The organism is Agrobacterium sp. S7/73, assembly GCF_019355535.1.
Taxonomy (GTDB): Bacteria; Pseudomonadota; Alphaproteobacteria; order Rhizobiales; family Rhizobiaceae; genus Agrobacterium; species Agrobacterium tumefaciens.
This window is the reverse complement of sequence record NZ_CP072137.1, coordinates 1805108-1820617: the sequence shown is the minus strand read 5'-3', so window position 1 is coordinate 1820617 and position 15510 is coordinate 1805108. Positions and strand designations below refer to the sequence as shown.

The 15510-nt window shown below is 59.8% G+C and carries 12 protein-coding genes; 5 read left to right on the top strand and 7 right to left on the bottom strand.

Annotated elements, in window-relative coordinates:
* Window positions 1-141 precede the first annotated feature (141 nt).
* Window positions 142-2262, top strand: coding sequence for a TonB-dependent siderophore receptor (locus J5276_RS23230; RefSeq protein WP_174012399.1), 2121 nt, complete (start codon window positions 142-144; stop codon window positions 2260-2262).
* A 131-nt stretch (window positions 2263-2393) separates the two neighbouring features.
* Here the strand turns inward: J5276_RS23230 and J5276_RS23225 are convergent, their stop codons facing one another.
* The gene (locus J5276_RS23225; protein WP_209159663.1) at window positions 2394-3287 is read right to left on the bottom strand and encodes an AraC family transcriptional regulator; all 894 of its coding nucleotides are present in this window, start codon (window positions 3285-3287) and stop codon (window positions 2394-2396) included.
* A 244-nt stretch (window positions 3288-3531) separates the two neighbouring features.
* Between J5276_RS23225 and J5276_RS23220 the strand changes: the two genes are divergently transcribed.
* Complete coding sequence (locus J5276_RS23220) at window positions 3532-3708, top strand: hypothetical protein (RefSeq protein ID WP_004431216.1); 177 nt, start codon at window positions 3532-3534, stop codon at window positions 3706-3708.
* Between the two features lie 56 nt (window positions 3709-3764).
* Here J5276_RS23220 and katG read toward each other — a convergent pair whose 3' ends face one another.
* Entirely contained in the window at window positions 3765-5936 is a 2172-nt protein-coding gene (katG, locus tag J5276_RS23215) for a catalase/peroxidase HPI (RefSeq protein WP_174012397.1), read from the bottom strand.
* 216 nt (window positions 5937-6152) lie between these two features.
* Here katG and J5276_RS23210 point away from each other — a divergent pair, with 216 nt between their 5' ends.
* A complete protein-coding gene (locus tag J5276_RS23210; protein ID WP_013761123.1) occupies window positions 6153-7073 on the top strand; it encodes a hydrogen peroxide-inducible genes activator in 921 nt (306 codons plus the stop codon).
* Between the two features lie 31 nt (window positions 7074-7104).
* On the opposite strand, the gene J5276_RS30445 is transcribed toward J5276_RS23210, so the two are convergent.
* From J5276_RS30445 to J5276_RS23195, 4 genes are all read right to left on the bottom strand, one after another.
* Window positions 7105-7290: a hypothetical protein gene (locus J5276_RS30445; protein ID WP_247749984.1), complete on the bottom strand. Its 186-nt coding sequence runs from the start codon at window positions 7288-7290 to the stop codon at window positions 7105-7107.
* 87 nt (window positions 7291-7377) lie between these two features.
* Window positions 7378-8085, bottom strand: a complete 708-nt coding sequence (locus J5276_RS23205; protein WP_247749983.1) for a DUF535 family protein — start codon at window positions 8083-8085, stop codon at window positions 7378-7380.
* Window positions 8086-8411: 326 nt separating this feature from the next.
* Window positions 8412-9746, bottom strand: coding sequence for a HAMP domain-containing sensor histidine kinase (locus J5276_RS23200; RefSeq protein WP_174012392.1), 1335 nt, complete (start codon window positions 9744-9746; stop codon window positions 8412-8414).
* Window positions 9743-10417 (bottom strand): response regulator transcription factor, encoded by a 675-nt coding sequence (locus J5276_RS23195; protein ID WP_004431205.1) that lies wholly within the window; start codon window positions 10415-10417, stop codon window positions 9743-9745. Before J5276_RS23195 ends, J5276_RS23200 begins: the two co-directional genes overlap by 4 nt.
* Before the next feature lie 189 nt (window positions 10418-10606).
* Between J5276_RS23195 and J5276_RS23190 the strand changes: the two genes are divergently transcribed.
* A complete protein-coding gene (locus J5276_RS23190; protein ID WP_174012464.1) occupies window positions 10607-11755 on the top strand; it encodes an efflux RND transporter periplasmic adaptor subunit in 1149 nt (382 codons plus the stop codon).
* Window position 11756: 1 nt separating this feature from the next.
* Complete coding sequence (locus tag J5276_RS23185) at window positions 11757-14903, top strand: efflux RND transporter permease subunit (protein ID WP_174012390.1); 3147 nt, start codon at window positions 11757-11759, stop codon at window positions 14901-14903.
* A gap of 21 nt (window positions 14904-14924) precedes the next feature.
* Here the strand turns inward: J5276_RS23185 and J5276_RS23180 are convergent, their stop codons facing one another.
* Window positions 14925-15467 (bottom strand): NUDIX hydrolase, encoded by a 543-nt coding sequence (locus tag J5276_RS23180; RefSeq protein WP_038495316.1) that lies wholly within the window; start codon window positions 15465-15467, stop codon window positions 14925-14927.
* Window positions 15468-15510 lie beyond the last annotated feature (43 nt).

The window sequence follows — 15510 nt, the reverse complement described above, 5'->3', positions numbered from 1 at the left end:
CCACAACAGTGGTGAAATTTCCGGGGTTTTGTACAAAACCGCAAAAAGTTACAATACCGGACAAACTTTCTCAAGTTATTGGGCGCTTCGAGAGCGGGCCGTGGAAGCGGCGATTGGGGCATCAACTTCTGGAATTTAGCAATGAAAACTGAAATGAATGGCGTCAACGGCGGGACCGCGCGACTGCGCTACGGGCAGGCAGCCCTTCTTGCCTGCACGGCGCTTGTGACGGTACTGCCCGCTCGTTCGCTGGCGCAGGAGGCCGCCAATACGGGCGGTAGCACGGTTCTCGAGCGCATCACCATCGACAGCGGTGACAATGACCAGAAGTCGATCGTCGCCACCCGCACCACAAGCGGAAGCAAGATGGCAACCGACATTCTCGATACGCCGGCCGCTGTTTCGGTCATCACCGCCAAGGAAATGCAGCAGCGTGGCGTGCAGACCGTGGAAGAAGCCTTGCAATACACGGCAGGTGTGACCACGGATTTCTACGGCTCGGACGACCGTTTCGACTATTTCAAGATTCGCGGTTTCGACGCCTACACCTATCGCGACGGGCTGACGCTCGGCCGTCCCTTCGGCGCGCTGCGCGAAGAGACCTATGCCTATGAGCGCGTGGAAGTCCTGAAGGGCGGCAATTCCACGACCTTTGGCGTATCCGATCCCGGCGGTTCGGTGAACTACTCGACCAAGGTTCCCAAACGCAGCCGCTTTGGTGAGGCCTATGTGACAGGCGGTTCCTATAGCCGCGCTGAAACCGGCTTCGATTTCGGCGACAATATCACCAGCGACGATACCCTGTCATACCGCCTGACCGGCAAGCTCAGAAATGCCGACGCGGAATATGACTATTCCCGCGACGATGAAAAATTCTTCATGGGCGGCCTGACATGGCGGCCCACCGATGCCACCAGCCTCACCGTCGTTTACGATCATCTCAACAAGGACGGCGTTCCCGGCGGCGGCGGCCATCCGGTCGGCTCGCATTTCGACAGGAGCCGTTTCTTCGGTGAACCGGACTATAATTACCGCGGCACCAACCGCAATTCGCTGAGCGTGATGTTCGACCATGATTTCGGCTCTGGCCTGACGCTGAGTTCGAACGCGCGCTACAGCAAGGCAAATACCGATTTCGGTTATGCGTATATCTCGTCCACACCGACCAATGGCTCGACCATCGCCAACCGTTCCTATTTCGGCAACGAGACCGAAACCGAGAATTTCCTGATCGACACCCGGCTGCAATATGACGCGACGTTCGAAAGCGTCGAAAGCCGCAGCCTTGTCGGCGTTTTTTATAACGACTACTCGTCCGGCAGCAAAAGCTACTTCGGTTCTGCGCCAGGCATCAACTGGCTGAACCCGGTCTATACCGGTGCACCCGCCTCGGTGCCGCTCTACGCCAGCTCGTTGACGGATCAAAAGACAAGGGCACTCTACCTCCAGCAGGACCTGACCTTCTTCGACAGGCTGACCGTCAGCGCCGGTCTGCGCAATGACTGGATCGACACCGACCAGACCAACAGGCTGAACGGCACGACGGCAAGCGGCGATATCAGCGAACTGACAAAGCGCATCGGCGTGTCTTACAAGGTCACGAACGAGATCGCGCCCTATATCAGCTACGCCGAATCCGTGGTGCCGGCCTCGGGTCTGACCGTCGAGCCCGAACGCGGCGAGCAGATCGAGCTTGGCGTGAAGTATCGCCCGGATGCCTTCCCTGCCCTGTTCACGGCATCGATCTACGACCTCAAGAAAAACAATATTACCGTCACCAGCCCGATCACCAGCCTGCCCACCACCATCGGCGAGGTGCGCGTGCGCGGTCTCGACCTCGAGGCCAAGGCGGAGGTTACCGACGAGCTGAGCCTGACGGCGGCCTATTCCTATCTCAACGCGGAAATCACCGAAAACGGCATCGCTGGCAATGTCGGCAACCGCCCGCAATTCGTGCCTGAACATCAGGCCTCGCTTTGGGTAAACTACACGCTGGCTGGCAACGACAAACGCGGTGACATGACCTTCGGGCTCGGCGGACACTTCACTGGCGCGTATTATTTTGATGATGCGAACAAGGTTTCGACAGGCAGCAGCGTGACCATGGACGCAGCGTTCAGCTACAAAATCCAGGAAACCACCTCGCTGGAGGTGAATGTTTCCAACCTCTTCAACGAGAAGCACGTCTCTTATGGCGGTTTCGGCGCAGACTTCTACAACCCCGGCCGAGCGTTCTCAGCTACGCTGCGCAAGACGTGGTGAGGGTAAGTATATCCATACTTTTCAAAATACTACGTAACCATCCTAACGTTCCACGTCATCCCCTGGGGTGACGTGGAGCGAGGCTCGAGGCATGCGCCGAACCCGCTCTGAGTAGACGGCAAGGCGACCGTTCAAAGCAGCCTGTGCATGCGTCGCCAGGCGGCTGGCGTATTGCCCACGGACTGGCGGAAGGCCTTGGTCAAATGGGCCTGATCGGAAAAGCCTAGCTGGGCGGCAATATCGGCCACCGTGAGATCGCCTTCGAGCAACAGTTTCTGAGCAAGGCTTATCCGCCGCTCCAGTTGCCATTGCAGCGGCGTCTGGCCCGTTGTCTGGCGGAACACGGTTGCGAACCAGCTTTCCGAAAGCCCGACGATGTCGGCCATTTCTGCAACCGTCATGCGGTCGTCACCGCGGCTTTCGACACGGGCAAGCAGCTTGTTCATCTGCGCCTGCGTCAGCCTGCCATTTACCTGTTCCGGCGAAGATCCGGGAATATCGAGGAGACCGGCAACGATGCTGCCAACAAGGCTTTCCGCATAGACCGCATGTTTCGAAGGCTCGGCGAGTTCATCGACAAGCAGTCCAGCCAGTGTTTCAACCGAACCGATATCCTGTATCTCGACCGGGCGGCGCAAGGCTGTCATCGCCGCCGAACTGCCGACCGATGGCGACAGGAAACGCAGCAGGCGGTCCTTGTGGATATGCAGATTGAGACGCGAAAACCTGTGCGTAGCATTGCTGCTCGTCCACATCGGAACACCGGCCGGAACATAGACCGCCCGCGTCATGGGGCGGGAATGCTGCGTGAACTCGCCGTCGCGGTTGGAAATGCTGATGCGCGACGAGACATCGTTGAAAAATATCATGATACGCGGATCGGCGGCCAGGTAATAACCCTTCGCGCCCATCTGGCTCTCTGCCTCCCAGAAGGCGCTGACGAGCCCGTCCAGCTGGCGCCATTTGACCGGCGCAGTGACGCTGATCCCTTCCGTGTGCCAGGTCATGGAGTGCCAGAAACTCAATGCGGGTACCGTTCAGTTGTCGAGCCGAGGTTGTAAGACATGCGCGTCACGATAACGGCGCCGCACGCTCCACCATATGAGGCCGCAATAACATGACTTATCAATTCATGTTAATAGCAAAGATGGTTGTAATGCAAAACATTGCTGTCCTGGCAGTCGATCCCGCTCCAATGTGAGCCTTGGAACCTCTGCCCCGACCAGCCGTTTGATCTCCAGACAAATGAAATCACGAAGGGAGATCACTATGAACGACAAAAAGGAACCCGGCGATTTCGCCGACAAGAAGCGCGAAGAGCAGGGCCGCGGCGTCATCGTCGCTGGGCCGGATGCGCATGAGAATGAAAAGGGCGGCAAGGCGCCGGGGGATAGTGGCGAAAAGCCATCACCCGGAAAACCGGTTCCATCCTCAGACCGCAGATAGAAAATTGCCCCTCCCTGATCGCTCAGGGAGGGGCTTTTTTGGACTAGTCAGCCTTGTCAGACAAGGTCGAAACGGTCGGCGTTCATGACCTTCGTCCAGGCGGCGACGAAATCACGCACGAACTTTTCCTTGTTGTCGTCCTGCGCGTAAACTTCCGCATAGGCACGCAGGATGGAGTTGGAGCCGATAACGAGGTCCACGCGGGTCGCCGTGTATCGGGTTGCTCCGGACTTGCGATCGCGAATCTCATAGAGATTGCCGCCGGTCGGAACCCAGGAATAGGCCATATCCGTCAGCGTTGTGAAGAAATCGGTGGTCAAAGCACCTGGGGTCTGCGTGAACACACCATGCGCTGCGCCGCCGTAATTGGCGCCAATGACGCGCAGGCCACCGATGAGAACGGTCAGTTCCGGCGCCGTGAGGCCCAGAAGCTGAGCGCGGTCCAGCAGCAGTTCTTCGGGGCTGACGACATAGTCCTTCTTCACCCAATTGCGGAAACCATCCGCCAGCGGCTCGAGCGGCGCAAAGCTGTCTGCATCAGTCTGCTCGGCTGAGGCATCGCCACGACCGGGTGCAAAAGGCACGGCGACATCGAAGCCGGCTGATTTCGCCGCCTGCTCGACACCGTAGTTGCCGGCGAGAACAATGACATCAGCGATGCTGGCGCCAGTCTCACGGGCAATCGGCTCCAGCACCGAAAGCACATGGGCCAAACGGGCGGGCTCGTTGCCTTCCCAGTCCTTCTGCGGCGCAAGGCGGATGCGCGCACCATTGGCGCCGCCGCGCTTGTCCGAACCACGGAAGGTACGGGCGCTGTCCCATGCGGTCGAGACCAGATCGGCGACCGCCAGACCGGAAGCGGCGATCTTTGCCTTTACGGCAGCGACATCGTAGCTCGTGGAACCTGCCGGGATGGGATCCTGCCAGATCAGGTCTTCTGCGGGAACATCCGGGCCGAAGTAGCGGGACTTCGGGCCCATGTCGCGGTGGGTCAGCTTGAACCATGCGCGGGCAAAGACCTCGGAGAAGTGGTCCTGGTCATCCTTGAACTTCAGCGAAATCTCGCGGTAGATCGGATCGACCTTCAGGGCCATGTCGGCATCGGTCATCATCGGGATGGTGCGGATCGAGGGATCCTCGACGTCAACAGGCTTGTCCTCTTCGGCAATGGTGATCGGCGCCCACTGGGACGCGCCAGCCGGGCTGTGCGTCAATGTCCACTCATGCTTGAACAGCATGTCGAAGAAGCCGTTGTCCCACTTGGTCGGTTCGCTTGTCCAGGCACCTTCGATGCCGGACACCACGGTGTCACGGCCGATGCCGCGACCCTTGGTGTTGATCCAGCCGAGGCCCTGAAATTCGGGGCCTGCTGCTTCCGGATCGGGGCTGAGGTTGGCGGCGCTGCCATTGCCGTGCGACTTGCCGATGGTGTGGCCGCCTGCGGTGAGCGCGACGGTTTCTTCGTCATCCATGCCCATGCGGGCAAAGGTTTCGCGCATCTGCGCGGCTGTCGCAAGCGGATCGGACTTGCCATTGACGCCTTCCGGATTGACGTAGATGAGACCCATCTGCACGGCGGCAAGCGGATTTTCGAGCGTCTCAGGCTTGGTTACGTCACCGTAACGACCATCGCTCGGTGCCAGCCATTCCTTTTCGTCACCCCAATAGGTGTCTTTTTCGGGAGCCCAGATATCCTCGCGGCCGAAGGCGAAACCGAACGTCTTCAGGCCCGCAACGTCATAAGCGATCGTTCCGGCGAGCGCGATGAGATCGGCCCAGGAAATTTTGTTGCCGTATTTTTTCTTGATCGGCCACAGCAGGCGGCGGCCCTTATCGGTGTTCACATTATCAGGCCAGGAATTGAGCGGTGCAAAGCGCTGGTTGCCGGTGTTGGCACCGCCGCGTCCGTCCGTCACGCGGTAAGAACCGGCTGCATGCCAGGTCACGCGGGCCATCATGCCGACATAGCTGCCCCAGTCGGCCGGCCACCAGTCCTGGCTCTCCGTCATCAGGGCGCGCAGATCAGCCTTCAGGGCTTCCACGTCGAGCGTCTTTAGCGCTTCGCGGTAATTGAAGGAGGTGCCGAGCGGATTGGTCTTGGTGTCGTGCTGATGCAGGATATCGAGGTTCAGCGCGTTCGGCCACCATTCGGTAACCGATTTCCCGGAGGCCGTATTGCCTCCATGCATGACGGGACACTTGCCAGCCGGTTTTGAAGTTGCGTCCATTTCGCCCTCCGATGGGTTTAGTAATTAAACGACATAGTCAATTCGACATGCGCAGCATGTTGGAACCACAGCCCACAGCAGGTCATCCTTACGGAAACCGCGCAGTGACGCTGGTGATACCGAACAGCTACATCCTCTTTCTGTCATGACGATGACTAACAGCCGGGTTCCATAATTTCCAATTGTATATTCTAAAGGCTGCGATATGCTCAGCTTATGATTGGACTATCGATGAAACACCTGCGTTATTTTGACGCCTTGGCGAAGATCGGCCATTTCGGGCGGGCGGCGGAGGCATGCGCCATTTCCCAGCCAGCACTTTCGCTACAGATCAGGGAACTGGAAGAGCTGATCGGCGCGCCGCTCGTCGAACGGGGCAGCCGCCAGATCAGGCTGACCGCTCTCGGAGATGAATTCGCCGAACGCACCCGCCTGATCCTGCGTTCAGTGGATGAATTGCAGGATTTGGCGAGGGCAAGGCACGGCCCGCTCAGCGGCCGCCTGCGCATCGGCGTCATTCCAACGGTCGCGCCCTATCTTTTACCGCAGGTCATCAAGACGCTCACCCGGCATTATCCGGGACTGGAAACGCGTCCGCGCGAGGCGGTGACACAGAAACTGATCGAGGACCTCCTCGAAGCCCGGCTGGACATGGCAATCGTCGCGCTTCCGGTGTCTGAAGCGTCGCTGGAAGAGGTTCCGCTGTTTTCTGAGGAATTCATTCTGGTCCGGCCGATGGAGGATGCGGGGATGCCGGTGCCAAGCGCCGGCAAGCTCGGTGAAATGCGCCTGCTGCTGCTCGAGGAAGGCCATTGTTTCCGCAATCAGGCACTGTCTTTCTGCAGTACAACGAACGCGCCGCCGCGCGTGCTGATGGAGGGCAGTTCGCTCTCGACACTGGTCCAGATGGTCGGCGCCGGCATCGGCGTCACGCTCATTCCGCAGATGGCTGTCGATATGGAAACGCGGCAATCCACCGTCTCGGTATTTCGGCTGGCAGAGCCAAGACCATCCCGCACCATCGGCATGGTGTGGCGCAAGAGCAATCCGCTCTCGGCGCAGTTTACCCACATTGCCGAGATCGTCCGTGAATGCGGCCTGCAAAAACTTGGCCGTGTTGCCGATGCAGCGGCGTGACGGTGTCGAGGGCCAACTCGGATCTGCGGCCTCAACTCTTCGCAGCACTCCCAGCTTTGCCCTCGCAAAGCCGGGCGGCCATGGCAAAAAAGGCAAGCTTCATCTTGCTGCGTTTGTCCGCGCCCTCGAGGCTTGAAACCGGCACCTGAAAACCGAACACGTCGTCCGGCTCGGCGGAACGTTCCCGCCAGAATGCGTCTATGTCGGAAAGCAACATTTTCTGCCGCCGCGCGCGACGATAATTGATCGGATGTCGGGCGTGGGAGACGGCGAAATAGGAACCCGCTTCCGTCTCGATTAGGCCTTACAGCAGCATCAAAACGGCATCCTTCGGGCGAAGACCCGCAAGGTCGCGCGTTACTGCCACCATCTCCTGCTTTGCGGCGCGTGGCCCCTGCATGCCGCCAACGGCAATCGTCCTGTACCCGCCCCCATCCTGCGTCACGAAGATAAACTTCGTCGTCCACAAGGTGACGTCGTCACGGTTTCTGACCAACCGAACCGCGAGAGCGCCTTCGTGGCGGCCGCCACATAAATCCGCAAGAGCAAGCGTGCAGCGATATTCGTCAGCACGGCCGCCTATGGTGCCGATTTCGATCGTTTTTCCACTCCAGAGCGCAGCCATAACCTCTCTGGAAAAACAACCGCTGGCGATGAAGAAATTCTTCATGAGAAAATCCAGCCGTCTTCCATAGGAGATTTTGCCGACGAGGAATTTCGACAGGGGTTTCTGAAGAAGCTCGTCATGCGGCGGTGGCAGTTTTTGCGTCGCCGAGAATCGGGACAGAAACCGCCACCACCGCAGGGTTACAAGCGGATGAGCCAAAAAACGCATCCAGAAAAGGAAGCCCCGTTTCCAATGGGCGCGCATAACGAAGGTCGCAACGCTCCAGGCCAGGGGAAAACGGAGGAGTTCCAGCCCATCGCCAGTCATGGTTTGCGCAGCGATGACCGGCTCGGGTTTCGCCGAGTTTTTTTCCGCAGCGAATGCGGCGATTTCAGTATGCGACATCGTAAAATTCCGGGGAGTATGACTGTTTGGACTGGGGCGTGGAGTGATTTGGCCGGGACTGTGCGCGCCCAGGATGAACCGAATATGAAATCGGATTGGTGCTCTGCTGCGATCATTGGCGCTGCAGCATTGCGCGAGGTTCCGGGCCGGCGACGCGCTTTCTACGCGCCGTCTTCTCGCCGGCAATCCGGAAGAAAACGATCCGGTGGGTGGGTCACTGTGTGTACTCCGGTTGGCACGGTTGATCCCGTGCCCACACATTATGACTGCGAACGTTGTGGCAGCATTACAATCGCCGCGACCGGTCTACAGCGCGCAAAGCGCAATCAGAATCGAACCCGGAACGTGCTTCCAGAGGGGTTACTTTCCAGCACGATACGGCCGTTATGATTGGCCACGATCTTCTTGACGAGGCTGAGGCCAAGTCCGGCACCCGTGCTTTTCGGCGTGACCCGATAGAAAGGTTCGAATATCCGCTCCTGCTGGTCCTCGGGTATGCCCTGCCCCTCGTCGGAAATCGCGATTTCGCCGTTTGCAAGAACCGAGACATGAATCAGCCCCTTGTTTCCACCATGGTCGATGGCGTTGCGCACGATATTGCTGATGGCGCGCGGCAGGGCGAAGGGGTTGCCTTGCATGTCGTATTTTTCGATCTGCGTTTCGAAGGAGATGTCGTAACCTGCCGAAAGCGCAAGCGGCGCGAGCTCTGCCACCACCGTGCGGGCGATATCGACCAGGTCCACCACCTCGCGCCGGTCGTTCACCTGATCGTTTCGCTCAAAGGCCAGAAGCTGTTCGGCGGTTTCACCGAGCCGCGCGACATCCCCCATCAGGCGCTGCTGGTCCGGTCCGGGCAGGCCCTCTATCCGGGTCTGCATGATTGCAATCGGCGTCCTCAATTCGTGCGCGGCATCGATCAGAAAACGTTGCCGCGCCTGGAACTGCTCTTCGAGCCGCTCGAGAACGCTGTTGAAGGAAACGATCAACGGAACGACTTCGCGCGGCACATCTTCGACGGGAAGCTTCGAACCCGGTCGTCGCGGGTCGATCTCCGGTGCTTTTTTGACGACGGAACTCAGGCCGGCAAGCGCCCGGCGCACAATGTGCGGCACGGAGAAAAACACCGCAGGCAAAAGAACCGCCAGCAGGGGGACATAAATCGGATAGGTGCCGGCAAGAAGCGTCAGAAACGACGCTCGTGCATTTGAGGTTCCGCCGAACATGATCCTGACGGGTCCCGACGTCGTCTCGATACTTTCAGCCGAAGCAACCTCGGATATGCCGCTGCCGCCGCGAATATCGGCGTCCGTCATCAGATGAACGTAGCGCGCCAGTTCGGCATAAACAGCCGGGACGGTTCCGAAGGTCGCACTGTGACCGTCAGGCGTCGAGACCACGAACCACAACGTCTCATTCTTCGCTTTCAAGGCGCGTAATGCCGGCCCCTCGGTAACGACCAGACCCTTTTGCGGATCAAGCGAAAGCGACTCGTCAAGTGTCGCCGACAAATCGTTCCAGAGCCCGATATTGGGCGAGAGCTTCATCACCCCGTAAACGCAAAGCCCGACGATGACGACAGCGATCATGGAGGAGACGACAATGCTGAGCTGCCAGCTCAATTGCCACCACAGGGACGGATTGGACTTGCCCTGCGCTTTCATGTGTCTTCCCTGAGCAGATAACCGATGCCGCGAATATTATGCACGCTGACCCCGGCCGAAGCGTCAAGCAGGCGTTTGCGCAGTCGCGATATATGCGCATCGAGCGCATTGGACTGGATTTCCTCCTCGTAATTGTAGACGGCGGCCTCAAGCGTCGAGCGCAGCACGGATTTGCCTTTTCGTTTCGCCAGCGTGATGAGGACCATCAGCTCGCGCCTTGGCAGATCAAAGGGAAGCGAGTTGATCGTGACGCTGAGATGAAGCGGATCGATCACGATGCGGCCTGCAGCGATTTGCGACGGGGCGATGCTTGCCGGCCTTCTCAAAACCGCGCGCAGCCGCGCCAGCAGTTCGCCGACGAGAAACGGCTTGCCGAGATAGTCGTCGGCGCCGCCATTCAGCCCCTCGATCCGCTCCTCCGGTTCATTCATCGCCGTCAATAAGATGATCGGCGTATCGATACCGGCGCGGCGCAGCTTTGGAATGAAGGTGAGTCCCTCCCCGTCCGGCAGACGACGGTCGAGCAGAATGGCATCATAGACATGCTGGCGCGCCAGCTCCATCGCATCGCCGAGCCGCATCGTATGGTCGATGACGATCCCCTGCTTGCCGAGCGTCGTCGACAGCGCATCCGCCATTTCCTTTTCGTCCTCAATCAACAGAAGTCTCATTTGCCACCGTCCCTTCGCCCCCTCCTTGTCTGCCAGAAAGGTTGCGACAGTATTGCGGCGCAGAAGATGCGGGCGGGTAATGCTGCTGCAATTATCAACACTTATCCAGAAGCCATCAGCCTGCAAGACAGGCGACATGACCGCTCGATCGGCGGTCACAGGATGAGTTTTGCCTGGAAGGAATATGTCATGTGGGTGAAAAGAACGATCAAGGCGGGGATCGCGCTTGCGGGCTGCGCTCTCGTCGTCACGGCTCTTGATCCGGCGAGCGGAAGCGTCGATGCGAACGAGCGCGTCAAGGGGATCGTGGCGTCAACCTCGATGAGCCCGGCCGGTATCCCGTTCGAACTGACGGCTGCGGAAATCGCAAGGATCGGCACACGAGCGATGGCGGAGCGGCTCAGCATCAGTGGCGAACTTCAGCCGGTCAGCCGTGTCGTGATCCGCGCCCGCGAGGCTGGAAAAATTCTGGATATGAATGTCCGGGACGGACAGGCGGTGCGGGCGGGCGACCTGCTGGTACGGTTCGAAACCGAGGAACTGCAATCGACGCTGCTGCTGCGGCACAGCGACCGGGATGCGGCCGAGGCCGAACTGACACTGGCGATGCAGGCCCTCACCCGAACCGAACAGCTGGCGTCAAAAAACATCGCATCGGCTGAACAGCTCGACAAGGCGAAGAGCGATGTCGTTGTGAAAACGGCAAGGCTGCAGAGCCTTTCGGCGCAGGTGGATATCGCCCGCCTTGCCCTTCGCAATGCCGAAATCCGCGCGCCTTTTGATGGCACCATTACACGCCGGCAGGCAGAAGCCAGCTCCCGCGTCAGTGCCGATGGTGAACTCATGACGCTGGTCGATACAAGCATGCTTGAGGCGAAGGTTCTCGTTGCCACGCGAGACATCCCACGTGTCGCCGTTGGCCAGACCGCCGAACTCGATATTGACGGCATCGGCGGCCAGCCTCTCAGAAGCACCGTTGAGCGCATCAGCCCGGTTGCCGAAGACGGGACGCGCTTTGTCGCCGTCTATCTGCGGCTTGCCAACCGCGACGGCCGGCTGTGGGCAGGAATGTTCGCCAGCGGGTCCATCCTCGTGCGCGAAAAAAACGATGCGCTTGTCGTTCCTGCAATCGCGCTTCGCAAAGACGAAACCGGCTATCACGTCCTTAAAGTCCTGAACGGCCATCTTCGCCGCCAGACGGTGGCGGTGGGCTCGCGCTGGAACGATGGCAGCCTGATCGAGATAGGCGCCGGTCTAGAGGACGGTGAGACGATCCTGACCGCACCGCTTCCCGAATTGCAGCCCGACATGGCTGTAACGGTCGGCAAGGCAGGCTGAGATGTTTCTGACCCGCATATCCGTCTCCCACCCTGTTTTCGCCACCATGATGATGGTGGCGCTTCTGGTCATGGGTCTTTTCTCGTTGCAGCGGCTGGGGCTCGACCTCTACCCCAATGTCGACGTTCCGGTCGTTGTGGTGTCCACAGCTTATCCTGGCGCCACGCCGGAAACGGTGGAGACAGAATTGACGCGCCCGGTCGAGGATGCGCTGAACGCCATCGGCGGTCTGGACGAGATCACGTCAACCTCCTACGAGGGACGCTCAGTCGTCGTCGCAAAATTCAAGCTCGAGGTTAAGAGCGCGACCGCGGCACAGGACGTGCGCGACAAGATCGCCGCCATCGATGCGAATTTCCCGCAAGAGGCCAAAAAGCCGGTCATATCCCGGTTCGATCCCGCCGCCGAGCCTATCCTGTCGGTGGCGATAAGCTCGACGTCGCTCGACATACCCGCACTCACCGCCCTTGCCGACCAGAAGGTGGTGCGGCAACTGACGACTGTTCCCGGCGTCGGGCAGGCAACGCTGGTCGGCGCCCGCAAGCGGCAGATCGACATCGTGATCGACGACACCCGCATGCGCGCGCTTGGGATCGGGATTAACGAGGTGGTGAGCGCGCTACGCACCGGCAATAGCAACAGCCCGGCTGGAAGCCTTGTCGATACCGTTTCCGAACGCACGATCCAGGTGCAGGGCCGCATCGCAGAACCGCAGGCGCTGCTGGACATGGTCGTCGCCCGGCGCGGTGGCGCAGCCATTTATCTTCGCGACATCGCCGCACTCTCCGAAGGGGCTGCCGACCCAGAAAACCGTGCCCTCTATAATGGCCAGAATGCGCTGGCGATCGACATCGTCAAGGTTCAGGGTGCCAACACGGTTCAGGTTGTCGCGGATGTGAGAAAGCGCCTGGACGCCCTCAATGCCGACCTTGTTCCGCAAAACGTGCAATTGCGGGTCATTACGGACACATCCATTCCCATCCGGGAATCCGTCACGCAGGTGCAGACGACGTTGATAGAAGGGGCGGCACTTGCCGTGGCCATCGTCTTCCTGTTCCTCAATTCCTGGCGCAGCACCGTCATCACCGGACTGACGCTGCCGATTGCGATCATCGGCACGCTGGCGGTCATTGACGTTATGGGCTTCACGCTCAATACACTGAGCCTCCTGGCGCTGACGCTTTCCATCGGCATTCTGGTGGATGACGCCATCGTTGTGCGCGAAAACATCACCCGTCACCTTCACATGGGGAAATCCCATATCCGCGCAGCACTCGACGGCACGAACGAAATCGGACTTGCGGTTATCGCGACAACGGCGACAATCGTGGCGGTTTTCCTGCCCGTCGCTTTCATGGACGGCATCGTCGGTCGGTTCTTCTATGAATTCGGCATCACCGTTTCAGCTGCCGTGCTGATCTCGCTTTTCGTCGCCTTCACGCTCGATCCGATGCTGTCGAGCGTCTGGTACGATCCGGATGCGCAACCCAACGCCCCGCGCGGGCCGGTGGGCCGGCTGATCGCCCGTTTCGATCACGGCTTCGAATGGCTCGCCGATCAATATCGGCACGTGATCGGCTGGACATTGCACCACCGGCTCGTCACCCTGCTCGTCACATCAGGCATTTTTGTCGGCAGCCTGCTCATGGTGCCGTTGGTCGGTGCGGAATTCGTCCCGAATACGGATGAAGGCCGCTTCCAGATAAACGTCACGGCACCGGTCGGCTCCTCGCTGGATTACACCACGGCGAAGGTGCGGCAGGTCGAGAAGGCACTCCAGGAATTCCCGGAGGTCGAAATGCTCTATTCCACCGTCAATACCGGCGGCACCGTCGGTAAACATCGCGCCGCCGTTCTGGTGGGACTGGTGCCGCTGGAGATGCGCAACCGAACTCCGGTCACGCTGGCCGATCCGATCCGCAAACGCCTGGCGGCCATATCGGGCATAGAGGTCGCGATCCTGCAAAACGGTCTTGGCGGTGGCGAAAGCCCCGTCCAGCTCAGCATTCTTGGCGACGACCGGGCGATCCTCGAAAAGATCGCCGACGGTCTGATGGAAGACATGAAAAAAATCCCCGGCCTCGTGGATGTGACCTCAAGCACCCGCGACGTGACCTCCATCCTTTCGGTACGCCTGAAACGCGAGGCGGCAAGCGATCTAGGCATTTCCCGATCCGATCTTGCCGCAGCGCTCTCGCCGCTCATCGCCGGTGAGGACGTGTCGAAATGGACGGATGCGGGCGGTAACAGCTACGACATCGTCGTGCGCCTGCCCGGCGAGCGGCGTGCCGACACGACGAGGATCAGCGAGTTGATGATTGCCACCAGCCGCACGGCATCCAACGGCTCGCCCCTGATGGTACGTCTGGATCAGGTCGCCGATATTACCACCGTGGAAGCACCCGCCGAAATCCGCCGCATCGACAATCGCCGCGAGGTGCTGGTTTCGGCCAACATATCAGGACGAGCGCTTGGCGAAGTGACAGACGTGTTGAAAACCCTTACCGCCGCCCGCGACCTGCCGGACGGCTACCGTATCCGCTTCGGCGGCGAAGCCGAAACCATGGAAGAGACGGTTGGCCACATGGTAACCGCGCTCGCAATGGCGGTCATCTTCATCTACATCGTGCTCGCCTCGCAATTCGGCAGCTTCCTCCAACCGCTCGCCATCATGGCGTCGCTGCCGCTGTCTCTCATCGGCGTCCTCGTCGGGCTCTTGGTTGCCGGCAGCACGATCAACATGTTCTCGCTGATCGGCTTCATCATGCTGATGGGCCTCGTTACAAAGAACGGCATCCTGCTTGTCGATTTCGCCAACCGCGAAAGGAAGCGTGGACTTCCGCTCAACGAAGCGCTGGCGAGCGCCGGCATCATCCGCTTCCGCCCGATCATCATGACGACGCTTGCGATGATTTTCGGCATGATTCCGCTCGGGCTGGCTGTTGGCGGTGGCGGGGCGCAGCGCGCGCCGATGGCGCACGCAGTAATCGGCGGCCTCATCAGCTCCACCCTGCTCACCCTGATCGTCGTGCCGACAATCCTGTCTTACATCGACAGCATCACCCGGCGTTTCGCCCGCCTGCTACCGAAGGCACCGGACGAGATGGGGGAGACCGGATCGACCAAACGTCCATCTTCACCATCCTAGGTTCGCTGGTGACGTCTGCCGTCAGGACTTTTCTTCGGTCAGGCGTTTCCTCTTCCCCCTCGGGCGGAAGTCGACCAGAAGCGATTTCAGTTCGATTTCCCGGACGCGCCTTGCTGCCTCGTCCGGGCGAACCCATTCCAGAAGGCGTTCGCCGCGCTCCTTGAAACTCGTTTCCTCCCCGGTGATCTCGATCTGGAAGACATCGACAACGCAGGGAACGACATCGCCGTTGTCGAGCATCTTGAGATAGGTGTAGCGGCCAACGGCGTCCTTCCTCACGCGGCCGCGAACGCCCGCTTCCTCCCACGCCTCGATCGCGGCAGCCTCATGCGGCTTCTTGCGTTTCATCGGCCAGCCGCGCGGAATGATCCAGCGTGCGCTGGTGCGGGAGGTGACGACGAGGATTTCGATCTCTTCGCCGCTTCCGGTATAACGGAAGCATAAGGCGGCATATTGCTGCCGGAAAGAGCCGGTGAACAGCTTTTCAGGAACAGCAGCAAGTTGCTGGAGCAATGTCAGGGAACGCGCCGGACGGGCTTTCCGGCTTTTCTTCGTGGATTTCATATCCGTTGATACTGCCGATTTTCCGGGTTGCATCAATGCCCCG